Consider the following 14,336-nt stretch of genomic DNA (forward strand, 5'->3'; position numbering starts at 1 on the left):
GGGCCGTCGACGGCATCGCCAGCGCCGCTGGCCCCAGACCAATCGCCAGCTCCGCTGGCCCAAGACCGCCGGAGTTTCGACCAGCGCGACCTTCCGAGCCGCACGGACACCATCGGCGCGGCGTTGTCCGACGTCATCGGCGGGCCCGTCGGCAGACACGCGCTGATCGGCAGGCAGCGGTTGCTGACGCCGCTGCGGGTCATGCTGATCATTGCGCTGGTGTTCCTTGCGCTCGGCTACTCGACGAAGGCCGCGTGCCTGCAGACCACGGGCACCGGGACCGCCGATCAGCGGGTGGCCGATTGGAGCAATCAGCGCGCGTACTTCCAGCTCTGCTACTCCGACACCGTTCCGCTGTACACCGCCGAACTGCTCAACCTCGGCAAGTTCCCGTACAAGTCGAGCTGGGTGGAGAAGGACGCCACCGGCCAACCGCATATCCAGTACGACGGCAACACCGCGGTGCGCTACATGGAGTATCCGGTGCTGACCGGCATCTACCAGTACGTGGCGATGTCGTTGGCCAAGACGTACACCGCGTTGACGAAACTCGTTTCCGTTCCGGTGATCGCCGAGGTGGTGATGTTCTTCAACATCGCGGCGCTGGGGTTGGCGTTGGCATGGTTGGCGACGGTGTGGGCGACGTCGCGCCTGGCGGGGCCGCGGCGGGTCTGGGACGCGGCGTTGGTGGCGGCATCGCCTTTGGTGATCTTTCAGATTTTCACGAATTTCGACGCGCTGGCAACGGCTTTCGCGACCGGTGCGCTGCTGGCGTGGGCGCGACGCAGACCGGTGTTGGCCGGCGCGTTGATCGGGCTCGGCGTGGCGGCCAAGTTGTATCCGCTGCTCTTGCTGGCGCCGCTGGCAGTGCTGGCGTTGCGCACCGGCAAGTTGCGGGAGGTCGGCAAGACGGCGATCGCCGCGGTCGTGGCGTGGCTTGTGGTGAATCTCCCGATCATGCTGCTGTTCCCGCGGGGGTGGTCGGAGTTCTTCCGGCTCAACACCCGTCGCGGCGACGACATGGATTCGATCTACAACGTCGTCAAGTCGTTCACCGGGTGGCGGGGTTTCGACCCCGACCTGGGCTACTGGCAACCCCCGACGGTGACGAACACCGTCTCGGCGATCCTGTTCGTGTCCTGTTGTATCGCAATCGGTTACATCGCGCTGACCGCTCGCCGTCGACCGAGGGTCGCGCAGGTGGCGTTCCTGATCGTCGCGGCGTTCCTGCTGACCAACAAGGTGTGGAGCCCGCAGTTCTCGCTGTGGCTGGTGCCGTTGGCGGTGCTGGCGTTGCCGCATCGACGAATCCTGTTGGCGTGGATGACAATCGACGCGCTGGTGTGGGTGCCGCGAATGCTGTACCTCTACGGCGAAGCGAACAAGGGGTTGCCGGAGCAGCCGTTCACCATCACGGTGCTGCTGCGCGACATCGCCGTGGTTGCGCTGTGCGCGCTGGTGATCCGCGAGATCTACCGTCCGGAGCTGGACCTGGTCCGCGCCCGCGGCGGGGTCGACGATCCGGCGGGCGGGGTGTTCGACCGGGCGCCGGACGCGCCGCCGCGGTGGCTGCCGGACTGGCTGCGGCCGGATGCGTCGAGATTGCAGACGGAACCCGAATCCGAAGCACCGCTGGCTCGTGTGTGAAACCAGCGACGCTCAACGGCCCTGAAGCGTCGCTGGATACACAATCGGCGCGCTGAGCCGTGCGGACAGCACGATTTCGCAGATCAGCGGGCTTTCCTGTAACCTGGGCCGGTTGCCGACGCAGGCGACCCTCCTGCCATGGACAGTCCGTGGCCGATCAGACCGTAGGAGGTGATGAGGTCTTCATGCGTCCATACGAAATCATGGTCATCCTCGACCCCACCCTTGACGAGCGCACCGTAGCTCCGTCGCTGGAAACATTCCTCAACGTCATCCGCAAGGACGGCGGCAGTGTCGACAAGGTCGACATCTGGGGCCGGCGCCGGCTGGCATACGAGATCGCCAAGCACGCCGAGGGCATCTACGCCGTCATCGATGTGAAGGCAGAGCCCGCCACCGTGACCGAGCTGGACCGTCAGCTCAACCTGAACGAGTCCGTGCTGCGGACCAAGGTCATGCGGACGGACAAGCACTAGTCCCGAAGAACAGGCTGTAAGCGTCGGAGCGCTTCCGTAGGCTCGCCTGCGACCGCTCGGAAGACTTACACCGCCAATCCCAGGAGGACATCGTGGCTGGTGACACCATCATCACCGTCGTCGGAAACCTGACCGCCGATCCCGAACTGCGGTTCACGCCGTCGGGTGCGGCCGTCGCCAACTTCACCGTGGCGTCCACACCGCGCATCTACGACCGCCAGACCGGCGAGTGGAAAGACGGCGAGGCGCTGTTCCTGCGCTGCAACATCTGGCGCGAGGCCGCCGAGAACGTGGCCGAAAGCCTCACTCGCGGTTCGCGGGTGATCGTGCAGGGCAGGCTCAAGCAGCGGTCGTTCGAAACCCGCGAGGGCGAGAAGCGCACCGTGGTCGAGCTCGAGGTCGATGAGATCGGCCCGTCGCTGCGATACGCGACCGCCAAGGTGAACAAGGCCAGCCGCAGCGGCGGTGGCGGCGGTGGCTTCGGCGGCGGCGGAGGCGGAGGTTCGCGCCCCGCCGAGCAGCCCAAGGACGACCCGTGGGGCAGTGCCCCGGCGTCGGGCTCGTTCTCCGGAGCCGACGACGAGCCACCCTTCTGATCCACAACCGATCAACGAAGTAGCAAGAAAGAGAAAGACACATGGCCAAGGCCACCAAGCGTCGGCCGGCTCCCGAGAAGCCGGTCAAGACCCGCAAGTGCGTGTTCTGCTCCAAGAAGGGGCAGGCCATCGATTACAAGGACACGGCGCTGCTGCGCACGTACATCAGCGAGCGCGGCAAGATCCGCGCCCGCCGCGTCACCGGCAACTGCGTGCAGCACCAGCGTGACATCGCGATCGCCGTGAAGAACGCGCGTGAGGTTGCGCTGCTGCCGTTCACGTCGTCGACGCGATAGGGAGGACAGGAAGATGAAACTGATTCTCACCGCCGACGTCGAACATCTCGGCGAGCAGGGCGACATCGTCGAGGTCAAGGACGGTTACGCCCGTAACTACCTGGTGCCGCGGCACCTGGCCGTCGTCGCGTCCCGCGGCGCGGAGCGCCAGGCCGAGGAGATTCGCCGCGCTCGCGAGCAGAAGGCCATCCAGGGCCGCGAGCATGCCGTCGAGCTCAAGACCGCGATCGAGAACCTCGATTCGGTGCAGGTGGCAGTGAAGGCCGCGGCCGACAGCGGCAAGCTGTTCGGCTCGGTGACAACGGCCGACGTGGTTGCGGCCATCAAGAACGCCGGCGGGCCGAACCTGGACAAGCGCACCGTCCAGTTGCCGAAGGCACACATCAAGACGACCGGCACGCATCCGATCGCGGTTCGCCTCCATCCGGAGATCGCCGCGACGGTTTCGCTGGAAGTCGTCGCCGCAAAGTAACTACAGCGTCAAAATACGGCCGGGTGAAGTCGCCACCGATCTTCACCCGGCCGTTGCTGTGCGCGCTGGCGAACAATGCGCTGGATTATCCGCACAGCGAAGATAACCGGCCGTTAACCTGCCTGGCCCCTGGGCGCAATACAACACGCCCGAGTTGGCAACCCGGCACGACACGCCGAGGCATTTGTCATCCACAACATCACCGACGGTTTATGGTGCGGCTATCTGCGGAGATGCAGTAACTGAAGTGGTTGATTAACAGGTTCTCCCCAACGACTCAACATGGCTGTCCAGACCTATCCACACCCCATCCACAGGTCTATGAACAGGACCGGGTTGCGCCCCCGCCAGCAACGTCTAGCGTAAGCCGTCGGCGGGACGGGTCAGGCGCCGAAAGCGGTTTGTCAGCGGCTTGGCTTATAGTCGCGGACAACCGGGTATCGAATGTACGTTCGATAGTGAATAGAGGGGTGAGGCGCTTCGTGGCCGTCGTAGACGACCTAGGCCATCCGGGGATGGATACGCCGCCGCCGAGTGAGGACTTCGGACGCCAACCTCCCCAGGACCCGGCCGCGGAGCAGGCCGTGCTCGGCGGGATGCTGCTGAGCAAGGACGCGATCGCCGACGTGCTCGAGAAGCTGCGCCCCGGCGACTTCTATCGGCCGGCCCACCAGAACGTCTACGACGCGATCCTCGACCTCTACGGCCGCGGGGAGCCGGCCGACGCGGTGACGGTGGCCGCCGAGCTGGATCGGCGCGGGCTGCTGCGCCGTATCGGCGGCGCGCCGTACCTGCACACGCTGATCTCGACGGTGCCCACGGCCGCGAACGCCGGGTTCTACGCGGGCATCGTCGCGGAGAAGGCGCTGCTGCGTCGGCTGGTCGAGGCGGGTACCCGCGTCGTGCAGTACGGCTACGCCGGTGCCGAGGGCGCGGACGTCAACGAGATCGTCGACCGCGCACAGTCGGAGATCTACGACGTCACCGAGCGGCGCACGGCCGAGGACTTCGTCCCGCTGGAAGAACTGTTGCAGCCGACGATGGACGAGATCGACGCGATTGCGTCACAGGGCGGCATCGCGCGCGGTGTGCCAACGGGTTTCGTCGAACTCGACGAGGTGACCAACGGTCTGCACCCGGGTCAGATGATCATCATCGCGGCGAGGCCTGGCGTCGGCAAATCGACGCTTGGACTGGATTTCATGCGGTCCTGCTCGATCAAGCACCAGATGCCCAGCGTCATCTTCTCGCTGGAGATGAGCAAGTCCGAGATCGTGATGCGGCTCTTGTCGGCCGAGGCGAAGATCAAGCTGGCGGATATGCGGTCGGGTCGCATGAGCGACGACGACTGGACGCGGTTGGCGCGCCGGATGAGCGAGATCAGCGAAGCGCCTTTGTTTATCGACGATTCGCCGAACCTGACGATGATGGAGATCCGCGCCAAGGCGCGCCGGCTGAGTCAGAAGGCCGGTTTGCGGTTGATCGTCGTTGACTACATGCAGCTGATGACGTCGGGCAAGAAGTACGAGTCTCGGCAGCAAGAGGTCTCGGACTTCTCGCGAAGCCTCAAGCTGATGGCCAAGGAACTCGATGTTCCGGTGGTGGCGATCAGCCAGCTGAACCGCGGCCCGGAGCAACGCACGGACAAGAAGCCGATGGTGTCGGATCTTCGCGAGTCGGGCAGCCTGGAACAGGATGCGGACATGGTGATCCTGCTGCACCGGCCGGACGCGTTCGAGCGTGACGACCCGCGTGGTGGCGAGGCGGACCTGATTCTCGGCAAGCACCGTAACGGCCCGACGAAGACGATTACCGTTGCGCACCAACTGCATTTGAGCCGCTTCGCGAACATGGCCAAGCAGTAGCGAAGTCGGGTGGCTTCTCAAGTTTGATGTCAAATGGAGACTGCCTGGCCTGCAGGCGATTCGACGTGATCACGATTGGGCACACCCCCTCTGCTCTCGACCGGCAGCGCTCATTGGCGGCCTGGGAGTTCTGGCAGGTCTAGCGTGGGCGGAATGGGTTTGTTCAGTCACGAGGAGTTCCGGGACCCGGCCGACGGCGTTGGCGGCTCTGGGGGAGGAGCTATCGAGCGCGCTCGGGCTGCTGAGGTTAGCGAATACGGGGTGGACGAACCCGTGGTGGTGGGACCGGGGTCGCCGCCTGAGGATGGTTCGTGCGGCCAGTTCACTGTGCAGTTTCACGTGTCTACGTCAATGCTGGTCGGACTGAACCGTATTGCGAGAATGCGTGGGGTGAGCGTGCCGGAGGTATGCCGGCAGGTAATCGGCGTGTTTGTTGCCCAGCAGGAGGGCGAGCTGGCTGCATTGCTTGCTGCCGAGGCCGAGGCCGCTGATCACCGGCCGAGTTTGGATCAGGCGTAGTCGCGCGGCCGCAGGGCGGGGGCGGCAAGTTCTTCCATCGCGGCCTTCAGTGGTGAAACCGGCGCGAGCACAGACGACTAACTCCGGCATACGCAAGCTCAAATGCGCCGATCCTCGAAGGAGGCCGCTCATGTGACGTGCCGCGACGGCGACTCCGGCCACGGCTTCTCGGTGTCCTATGAGGCCTACAAGCTCTTCTGACCGCTTCCTGTGTGAAGTGAAGACGCAGACTCTTGCTTTAATTTGGGCAGTCGCTCAAACTTAGCGCCGTGAACCCCGCGGCCGAGGCCGACGACGCCTCGACGTCACCCATCTGAACAGGAGTAGTCATGGGCAAGCTCGAGGGCAAGGTCGCCTTCATCACCGGGGCCGCGCGAGGCCAGGGCCGCGCGCACGCGGTCCGGCTCGCGGAGGAGGGCGCCGATGTCATCGCGATCGACGTATGCGCGCAGTACAGCACGGTGGCCTACAAGATGTCGACGCCTGAGGACCTGAAGGAGACTGTGCGGCAGGTGGAATCGCTCGGCCGGCGCATCGTGGCGCGGGAGGCGGACGTCGGCGACGTGGCGGCCCTGCAGAAGGCGTTCGACGACGGGGCCGCCGAACTCGGCGGCGTCGACATCGTCGCCGCCAATGCCGGGATCGGCCCGGGCGGTGCCACCACCGACGACGAACAATGGGAAGACGTCATCAACGTCAACCTCAAGGGCGTGTGGAACACGCTGCGCGTCGCCGTCCCGACGCTGCTCAAGCAGGACCGCGGCGGCTCGATCATCCTGACCAGTTCGACCGGCGGGCTGATCGGCACCCCCGTCGTATCCGGCGGCATGATCGCCTACACGGCCGCCAAGCACGGAGTCGTCGGACTCATGCGCGCATACGCCAACTACCTTGCCCCGCATTACATTCGGGTCAACACCGTGGCCCCGACGACAGTGGCGACGCCGATGGCCAACAACGGTGATCTGAGCATGCTCAAGAAGTACGAGCCCGCCATCGCGCGATCGCTCGAGAACGCCATCCCGGTCGACTACGTCGAAGCGCGTGACATCGCCAACGCCGTCGCGTGGCTCGCCTCCGACGACGCCCGGTACGTCACCGGCACCGTCGTGCCCGTCGACGCCGGCCTACTCAACAAGGTCTGATCAACAGCTTTTTCGACGGACGAATAGACATCGTCGCCACCAGTTCATAACCTGTCCGAGACATACGTAGCCGGGCCGCGACGGGTCCCTACAGCGAAGGATCGTGACAATCCGAATGGGTCGGGCGCGCCGGTTTTCTCCCCGAGTGGGGGCTGGCGTCGCAGCCGCGGTCCTGTCGTTGGCCGTGGCCCTGGCCGGCGTCGTCACCGCGGACCCGGCGTCCGACGCGCTGGCCAGGCTCGATGAGCTGTCCCGCCAGGCGGTGCAGACCCGCGAAGCCGTCACCCAGGCCCAACAGGATGCCGCCGACAAAGCGGCCGCCCAGGCCCAGGCCGAAGACCGCCATCGCAAAGACCTGGCGGCTCTCGACGCCGCGAACGCCCAGCTGGCCGACCGGCAGGCCGCGGCCGACAAGGTGGCCGCGATGACGTACGTCAGCGGACGCACCGGCCAGTGGGCGGCATTGCTGAGCGCGGGCTCCCCGCAACAGCTGATCGACCAGCTGTCCATCCAGCGTGCGATCACCACCGAGACCACCGCGCAGATGAAGGCCTTCCAATCGGCGCGTAAGAGCGCGGAAGGCGCCGCCCGGGCATCGGAGAAATCGGCCGCCGACGCCCGGACCGCGGCCGAGCAGTCCGCCGCCGTGCGCTCGGACCTCCAGGCGAAGTTCCGGGAACTGCAGAAACAGATCGCCGCCGCCGAGGCGCAGTATGCGGCGCTGACGCCGGGTCAACGGGCGGTGGTCGACAACGCGGCCGCGACCCCACCGCCGCCGCCGGAAGCGCCGGCCCCGCCGATCCTCGCGATGCCCGGTCCGCCGCCCGGCGACGTCGCTCCTCCGCCGGCGGTCGCCCTCGCCGTGCCCGATGCGTTGCCCCCCGGCGTCGCCTCCGAGGCGGGGTTGCAACCGAACACCGTCCTCGCCGCGCGCGCCATCAGCGCCCGGTTCCCACAGATCTCCGACATCGACGGGGTCAGGCCCGACTCGAAGCCGTGGCATCCGAGCGGCCTGGCGATCGACGTGATGATCCCCAACCCCGAGAGCCCCGAAGGCATCGCACTCGGAGACGAGATCAAGGCGTTCATGCTGAGCAATGCGAGCCGCTTCGGGTTGCAGGACGTGATCTGGCGCGGTACCTACTACACGCCGGACGGTCCGACGGGTTCGGGTTACGGCCACTACGACCACGTGCACGTCACCACCACACCCCGTCGCTGACCGGCCGGCGAAACCAGAATGGCGGTTCACTTCCCGCGCCGACTGAGCTAACGTCGAAATCAGTGTCCTGTATGACGGAGAGTGAGTTGGCTGCATGACGGTGACCGGAGAGCGTCCCAAGATCCAGCTGGACGACGTCGATTTCAATCGCCGCGACCATCCGGACAAGCCGTTGCGGCCGATCCCGCCGGGACGTGACCACTTCGCCCCCCAGTGGCGGCACATGCGCGAGTTCATGTTCGGCGACTGGATCGACATCGACAAGGAGGTCGAACCCAACGACCTCACGCGCTGGCGCGACGACTACTTCTGGCAGGGCGATGAGTACATGGGCGCCGTGGTCGACGCATTCGAGCGCATCGGCCACGAACAAGGACGCGCGCTGTTCGAGCAGGCCCTGACGCAGGGCATCGACTCGGTCGGGGATCCCCCGCAAGAACTCGTCGACCTCTTCGAGCACCTGGACGGGCTGCCCGCCCAGTTCGATCTGGTCTCCGCCGAACGGGGCCGGATGCTCGCGATGTCGGCCACCAAGTCGGCCACCACGATCATCCAGGGGTGGGCGTTCTACGAGACCGCGATGACCGGCGACATCTCGGCGGCCACCGGTGCCACCGGTCGGTTCGCGGACGACGGTCCGCGCCGCTTCATCGAAACCGCGCGGGTGTTCGCACAATTCACGCTGCCCGACATCTTCGATCGCAACTCCGAGGCGTTTCAGGACGTGGTGCGGGTGCGGTTGATGCACGCACAGGCCAGCCGCGGGCTACGCCGCAAGTGGGGTGACGACGTCTATCTCAAGTTCGGCGAACCCATTCCGGTGACCTCGCTGCTGGGCTTCGGTAGCGGCATGCTGCTCGGCCGGCTCGTCGACCACGCATTCGGCCGCGAGCTCACCGCGCAGCAGCTCGAGGATCTCGCCGAGTACTCCTCGTTTTCAGGACAGCTGTGGGGCGCTCCGGAAGTGCTGCGCTCGCCGGACGGTGTCGACCTGATCAAGTCGTTGAACTACGTTCTGGCCAGGGGTGGCAACCCGTCGCCGTGGCGCGCCCAGCTCGTTGATGCGATCGCAGGGCCTGCCCACATCGCCACTCTGACGGAGACGTTTCCCGGCTGGGCCAGGAAGCTGGTGGAGCGCTACGCCAACCAGATCACCGCCGCCATTGCGCTTGCACCGGCCGGCGTCGTGTTCGGATACCGGCAGATCGAGGCCATGATCGCCGGTTCACTCTTCGAACCGCTGGGCTACGACTTCGAGCGTCGAGTACGGATCTTCGAGAACATCACCAAAGTCAACGTGCGACTCGCGACGCTGGCCGATCGTCTGCCGTGGTCGAATCCGATTCGCGAACAACGGAAGAGGACCGGTGCAGCCGCACGTGAACGGATCGCCATGCTGAGCAAGATCGCGGCGGGCCGGAAGATTCCGCTGACCTACACCCATCACGATCGGTCGTTGTCGGGCGAAACCTTCACCGGCTGAAGGTGTTTGCCGATTCGGAAGAGGCCACCGCGGAGCCGGTGCTCACGGATGCAGGTTCCACTGGCCGCAGTCCTGGGCCAGCACGTCGTTGACATCGACGCGGATTCCGCCGACGACCGGGCCGGGGTTCGAGGCGGTGTCGATGACCCGTTGATAGAGCACCGCGGCCGGGTAGATCTGACCCTTCGACCAAGACCTGGTCTGCCACGCCCATACGCGGCCGGGTGTGCCCGAACGACCGATGACGCCGTCGGCCGCCGCCCACTGACAGGCATTGATCCCGCCGTAGATCCCGGTGCGCTGCACGCCGATCACGGAGTTGATTCCCCGGAACCACGGCAACGCCAGGTTGGTCCACGCGTTGCGGTCGATGTCGTCGTCGATGCTGAAGAAGATCGGCGCGCTCTTGCCGCCGCCGGCCGCGGTGTGCAACTGCCATGCGGTGCGCGCATCCGCGATGCCGCCGGCATATCCGCGGGTGAAGTCCGAAGGTGCTGTTCCGCCGGGCTTTCCGTATTGATAGTTGCTGACGATGACCAGACCGGCGGCGTTCAGTGACCGGGCGTACGGCAGGGTGATCGGTTTGGCGCCGAAGTTCGAACCGGGACGCGAGGTCGATACGTAGTTGATCACCCCGGAGTGGCCGGCGGCGCGGATGTCTTGAGCCGGGATCTGACGCGCGGCGAAGTCGATCAGTGTCGGAGCGGCGGCCGACGCGAGGGGTGCTCCGACGCTCGCTGCCGCGGCGCCAAGACCGGCCAACGCCGACATCGCAGCGGCATAACGCAGCGCCTCACGGCGGGAAACCGGGTGCGAGCGGCGCTCGTTCGGAACCCACGGCGTCTCCCGCACGCGGGCAAGTTAACAGAGTGACAGATGTGAACAACGGAGCCACGCCGGGGCGAACCGCCTTTACAGCAGATCCGTGATCGCTTTGAGTCCCGGGGGCACGGCTCAACCGATTCTTTGACAGCTGTCAGAAATCGGGTAGCGTGCCGGGTGACGGAGTTCACGACGAGGGTAGGCACCATGGCTTCATCACCCACTGCGGCAATCATCGGGGCGGGCATCAGCGGCTTGACCACCGGTAAGAATCTCGCGGACGCCGGTATCGAGTACGACTGCTTCGAGTCGTCCGACCGGATCGGCGGCAACTGGGCGTTCCGTAATCCGAACGGCCACTCCAGCGCCTACCGGTCATTGCACATCGATACCTCGCGTGAGTGCCTGTCGTTCCGCGACTTCCCGATGCGCGCCGACCTCCCCGACTTCCCGCATCACTCGCAGGTCAAGGAGTACCTGGACGACTACGCCGAAACCTTCGGCCTGCTGGACCGCATTCAATTCCAGAACGAGGTCAAGCACGCGCGGCGCCTGCCCCACGGCGGTTGGGAACTCGACACCGCGGACGGACAGACGCGGCGCTACGACGTCCTGGTCGTGGCGAACGGGCATCATTGGGATCCGCGCACACCCGATTTCCCGGGCGAGTTCACCGGTGAGAGCATCCACGCCCACTCCTACATCGACCCCACCGAACCGCTGGATCTGCGCGGTAAGCGCATCGTCGTGGTCGGCATCGGCAACTCGGCGGCCGACCTGGTCTCCGAGCTCTCCCAGAAGTCCTGGCGCAACACGGTTTATCTCTCGACGCGCTCCGGTGCATGGGTGGTGCCCAAGTACATCTTCGGCAAGACCGCCGACAAGGTCGCGCGCTCGCTGCCGGTGATCCCGCTGGCGTGGCAGCGGCGTGCGATGCAGCCGTTCGCCAAGCTGATGTTCGGAGATCCCGAGAACTACGGCCTACCCAAACCCAATCATCGCTTCCTCGAGGCGCACCCCACCCAATCCGCCGAACTGCTGATGCGGTTGGGGTCCGGCGACGCGACCGCCAAACCGAATATCGAACGCTTGGACGGGCGTTCGGTGGTGTTCGTCGACGGCACGTCCGTGGAGGCCGACGTCATCATCTACGCGACGGGATACAACATCACGTTCCCGTTTTTCGACCGCAGCTTCCTAGAGGCCCCCGACAACCGGCTGCCGCTCTACAAGCGGATCCTCAAACCGGGTATCGACGATCTGCTCTTCATGGGATTCGCTCAGGCGGTGCCGACGCTCTTCCCGTTCGTGGAGTGCCAGGCCCGGTTGGTCGCCGCGTATCTCGCAGGCACCTACCGGCCCCCGTCCGAACCCGAGATGTGGCGGATCATCGCCGCGGACGAACGCAAATACGTCGGGCACTTCGCCGACAAACCGCGACACACCCAGCAGGTGGACTACTGGGATTACGAACGCGACATGCGCAAGCGCGAGCTGCCTGCGGGGCGGAAGCGTGTCGAGAAACTCGGACCGGTGCAGCTGGCGGGCCGGGCGCGCGAGGCTGCCGGTGCCGCCTGAGTCGACGCAGACCTCGCGGCGCAACGCACGCCGGCCACAGGCGCGCGGCGACGAGAGCAGGCTCCGGCTCCTCGAGGCGTTCGAGGAACAACTGCAGAGCCATTCGCTTGCCGACATCAGCGTCGCGGAGGTCGCGAAGGCCGCGGGCCTGAAACGGCCGGCGTTCTACTTCTACTTCGCCGGAAAACACGAAGTTGTCACCGAACTGCTCGCCGGGATATTTCAGGACGACGTCTTCGCGATCGGTGGCTTTCTGGCGGGCGGTGGTGATCCGCGAAAGTCGGTGGCCGACGCCATGACTCGGACGTTCGAATCGTGGCACACCCACCGCACGCTGTTCCGGGCGATGCTCGACGCCCGTGACTCCGACCCCGAGGCGAGGGCGATCTGGGACCAGTGGCTCGCTCGCTACGAGGAGTTCGTCTGCGACTTCATCGCCACCCAGCCGACCATCGACATCCCCGACGCCCGGGCCCTGGCCCACGCGCTGATCACCATGAACGAACGGGTACTCGACCGCCACATCCGTTCCGACGACGGACCGGAGGCTGCCGGTCCGCTGCTCGCGGCGGTCATCCACATCTGGCACACGGCGTTGTTCGGAGGAACGACACGATGACGTCAACCCCCATCCGGATACCGGTCGACGGCGGTTTCATTGCGGCGCACCACTTCTCCGCGACGACGGATGCGATGACCGGCCCGGCAGGGCGCCCCTGCGTCGTCATGGCGCACGGCCTGGGTGCGACCCAGGACAGCGGGCTGTTCGCGTTCGCCGAGGCGCTGGCCGACGCCGGCGGCGAGGTCGTGACGTTCGACTACCGTCACTTCGCCGAATCCTCCGGAGAACCACGGCAATTGATCGCGCTGTCCCGGCAGGTCCACGACTATCACGCGGTGATCGACCACGCCCGGCGGCTCGAGAGCGTGGACCCGGCGCGAATCGTCGCGTGGGGTGTGTCGCTGTCCGGCGGGCATGTCATCCGCGTCGCCGCCGGTGACCCCCACCTGGCCGGAGTCATCTCGCTGACACCGGCAACGGACGGCCTACCGGTCGTGGCCCAGTCGCTGCGAACGCTCGGTCCCCGGTACGTCCTGCGAATGATGACCTATGGCGCACGCGATGTCGCCGCCAAGCTGCTCCGCCGCCCGCCCGTGCTCATCCCGATCGTCGGCGCGCCGGGTGAGGTGGCCGGCTTGAGCGCCGAAGGAGCGGTCGACGGGATGTTCCGCATCGCCGGGCCCAGCTGGCGCAACGAGTTCGCCGCCCGGCTGGTCTTGGTCATGGGCGGCTACCGGCCGATCTCGAGCGCCAAACGCGTGACGTGTCCGACCCTTGTGCAGATCGCCGATGAGGACCGCACCGCCCCACCGGCACCGGCGACCGCGGCGGCGACGCGGATGCGGGCGACGGTCCATCACTACCCCTGCGACCACTTCGACGTGTACCCCGGCGCCCGGTGGCATGAGCGCGTCGTCAACGATCAGATCGCCTTCCTGCGGCGCATTTTCGCGTCGAGCAGGGATCACCGCGCCGCGTAACCGCCGGTGTGCTGTTAACCGATCTGCTTGGTGTAGTGGATCCGGTCGTAGCCGTCGGTGCGGCCGCGCCCCGTCTCGACATAGCCGTGGCGAGCGTAGAACGCCTGGTTCTCGGTCATCAGCCGGTGGGTGTACAGCCGCACCTCGACGAGCCCGAACTCGCGAGCGTCGTCCTCCGCACGGGCGAGCAGCCGAGCGCCGAAGCCGTGCCTTTGCGCGCTCGGCGCGACGGCGACGGTGTCCAGAAGCAGATGGTCGTCGTGCACCTCGTTGACGAGCGCCCCGACGATTGCGCCGTCCGCATCCAGTACCCACACCCGCGACGACGCCACGACGGACGCATAGTCCGCGAGCATCGGCGCCGGCGGTTTCCCGATCCGGGCGACGTACTTGCCGAATGACTCGTGCACGAGCTGCTCGACCGCCCGCGCATCGGCCCGTGTGGCACGTCGGAGCTGAACCTGCACGCGACGGACATTACGGCGGCGACATCCGCCGTCATCAATCGGACAGATCTTTCAGGGTTAGCGACCGCCCAAATCGTCAATACCCCTCGGCGTCGAAGACGCCCCCGTCTCCGGCTCGACGCGCGTACGTCGAACATGTCGGAATCGACGAGGTGAGTCATAGACGGACTGGTGGAGCCCGCCGGCGAATCGCTGCGCTCCGAACA

The 14,336-nt window shown here is 66.2% G+C and carries 15 protein-coding genes; 13 read left to right on the forward strand and 2 right to left on the reverse strand.

Going from position 1 to position 14,336, the window contains the following annotated elements:
- Positions 1 to 27 precede the first annotated feature (27 nt).
- The 10 genes from A5752_RS06390 (at position 28) to A5752_RS06435 (ending at position 9,721) form a co-directional block, all read left to right on the forward strand.
- On the forward strand, positions 28 to 1,647 hold the full coding sequence (locus tag A5752_RS06390) for a glycosyltransferase family 87 protein (RefSeq protein WP_067083501.1): 1,620 nt from the start codon (positions 28 to 30) through the stop codon (positions 1,645 to 1,647).
- A 185-nt stretch (positions 1,648 to 1,832) separates the two neighbouring features.
- Positions 1,833 to 2,123: a 30S ribosomal protein S6 gene (rpsF, locus tag A5752_RS06395; protein ID WP_064395157.1), complete on the forward strand. Its 291-nt coding sequence runs from the start codon at positions 1,833 to 1,835 to the stop codon at positions 2,121 to 2,123.
- Positions 2,124 to 2,215: 92 nt separating this feature from the next.
- Positions 2,216 to 2,719 carry a single-stranded DNA-binding protein gene (locus A5752_RS06400; protein WP_067083434.1) on the forward strand — a complete coding sequence of 168 codons (504 nt, stop codon included), beginning with the start codon at positions 2,216 to 2,218 and terminating at the stop codon, positions 2,717 to 2,719.
- A 41-nt stretch (positions 2,720 to 2,760) separates the two neighbouring features.
- Positions 2,761 to 3,015 carry a 30S ribosomal protein S18 gene (gene rpsR, locus A5752_RS06405; protein WP_064346101.1) on the forward strand — a complete coding sequence of 85 codons (255 nt, stop codon included), beginning with the start codon at positions 2,761 to 2,763 and terminating at the stop codon, positions 3,013 to 3,015.
- A gap of 13 nt (positions 3,016 to 3,028) precedes the next feature.
- Positions 3,029 to 3,487 carry a 50S ribosomal protein L9 gene (gene rplI, locus A5752_RS06410; protein ID WP_067083436.1) on the forward strand — a complete coding sequence of 153 codons (459 nt, stop codon included), beginning with the start codon at positions 3,029 to 3,031 and terminating at the stop codon, positions 3,485 to 3,487.
- 482 nt (positions 3,488 to 3,969) lie between these two features.
- Positions 3,970 to 5,352, forward strand: coding sequence for a replicative DNA helicase (gene dnaB / locus A5752_RS06415; protein ID WP_067083503.1), 1,383 nt, complete (start codon positions 3,970 to 3,972; stop codon positions 5,350 to 5,352).
- A 153-nt stretch (positions 5,353 to 5,505) separates the two neighbouring features.
- Positions 5,506 to 5,871 carry a hypothetical protein gene (locus A5752_RS06420; protein ID WP_067083505.1) on the forward strand — a complete coding sequence of 122 codons (366 nt, stop codon included), beginning with the start codon at positions 5,506 to 5,508 and terminating at the stop codon, positions 5,869 to 5,871.
- 329 nt (positions 5,872 to 6,200) lie between these two features.
- Positions 6,201 to 7,016 (forward strand): mycofactocin-coupled SDR family oxidoreductase, encoded by an 816-nt coding sequence (locus A5752_RS06425; RefSeq protein WP_067083438.1) that lies wholly within the window; start codon positions 6,201 to 6,203, stop codon positions 7,014 to 7,016.
- 115 nt (positions 7,017 to 7,131) lie between these two features.
- Positions 7,132 to 8,238, forward strand: a complete 1,107-nt coding sequence (locus A5752_RS06430; RefSeq protein WP_067083439.1) for a coiled-coil domain-containing protein — start codon at positions 7,132 to 7,134, stop codon at positions 8,236 to 8,238.
- 94 nt (positions 8,239 to 8,332) lie between these two features.
- A complete protein-coding gene (locus A5752_RS06435; RefSeq protein WP_067083441.1) occupies positions 8,333 to 9,721 on the forward strand; it encodes an oxygenase MpaB family protein in 1,389 nt (462 codons plus the stop codon).
- A gap of 42 nt (positions 9,722 to 9,763) precedes the next feature.
- On the opposite strand, the gene A5752_RS06440 is transcribed toward A5752_RS06435, so the two are convergent.
- Entirely contained in the window at positions 9,764 to 10,492 is a 729-nt protein-coding gene (locus A5752_RS06440) for a DUF1906 domain-containing protein (protein ID WP_067083506.1), read from the reverse strand.
- Between the two features lie 258 nt (positions 10,493 to 10,750).
- Between A5752_RS06440 and A5752_RS06445 the strand changes: the two genes are divergently transcribed.
- From A5752_RS06445 to A5752_RS06455, 3 genes are read left to right on the forward strand one after another with little or no spacing between them, the layout of a single operon-like run.
- Complete coding sequence (locus tag A5752_RS06445) at positions 10,751 to 12,121, forward strand: flavin-containing monooxygenase (RefSeq protein ID WP_067083508.1); 1,371 nt, start codon at positions 10,751 to 10,753, stop codon at positions 12,119 to 12,121.
- Positions 12,111 to 12,740, forward strand: coding sequence for a TetR/AcrR family transcriptional regulator (locus tag A5752_RS06450; RefSeq protein WP_067083442.1), 630 nt, complete (start codon positions 12,111 to 12,113; stop codon positions 12,738 to 12,740). The genes A5752_RS06445 and A5752_RS06450 overlap by 11 nt, the downstream gene beginning before the upstream one ends.
- Entirely contained in the window at positions 12,737 to 13,663 is a 927-nt protein-coding gene (locus tag A5752_RS06455; protein WP_067083444.1) for an alpha/beta hydrolase, read from the forward strand. Before A5752_RS06450 ends, A5752_RS06455 begins: the two co-directional genes overlap by 4 nt.
- A 14-nt stretch (positions 13,664 to 13,677) precedes the next feature.
- Here A5752_RS06455 and A5752_RS06460 read toward each other — a convergent pair whose 3' ends face one another.
- On the reverse strand, positions 13,678 to 14,130 hold the full coding sequence (locus tag A5752_RS06460) for a GNAT family N-acetyltransferase (protein WP_067083445.1): 453 nt from the start codon (positions 14,128 to 14,130) through the stop codon (positions 13,678 to 13,680).
- Between the last annotated feature and the right edge of the window lie 206 nt (positions 14,131 to 14,336).

The organism is Mycobacterium sp. 852002-51961_SCH5331710 (assembly GCF_001665535.1).
Classification (GTDB): domain Bacteria; phylum Actinomycetota; class Actinomycetes; order Mycobacteriales; family Mycobacteriaceae; genus Mycobacterium.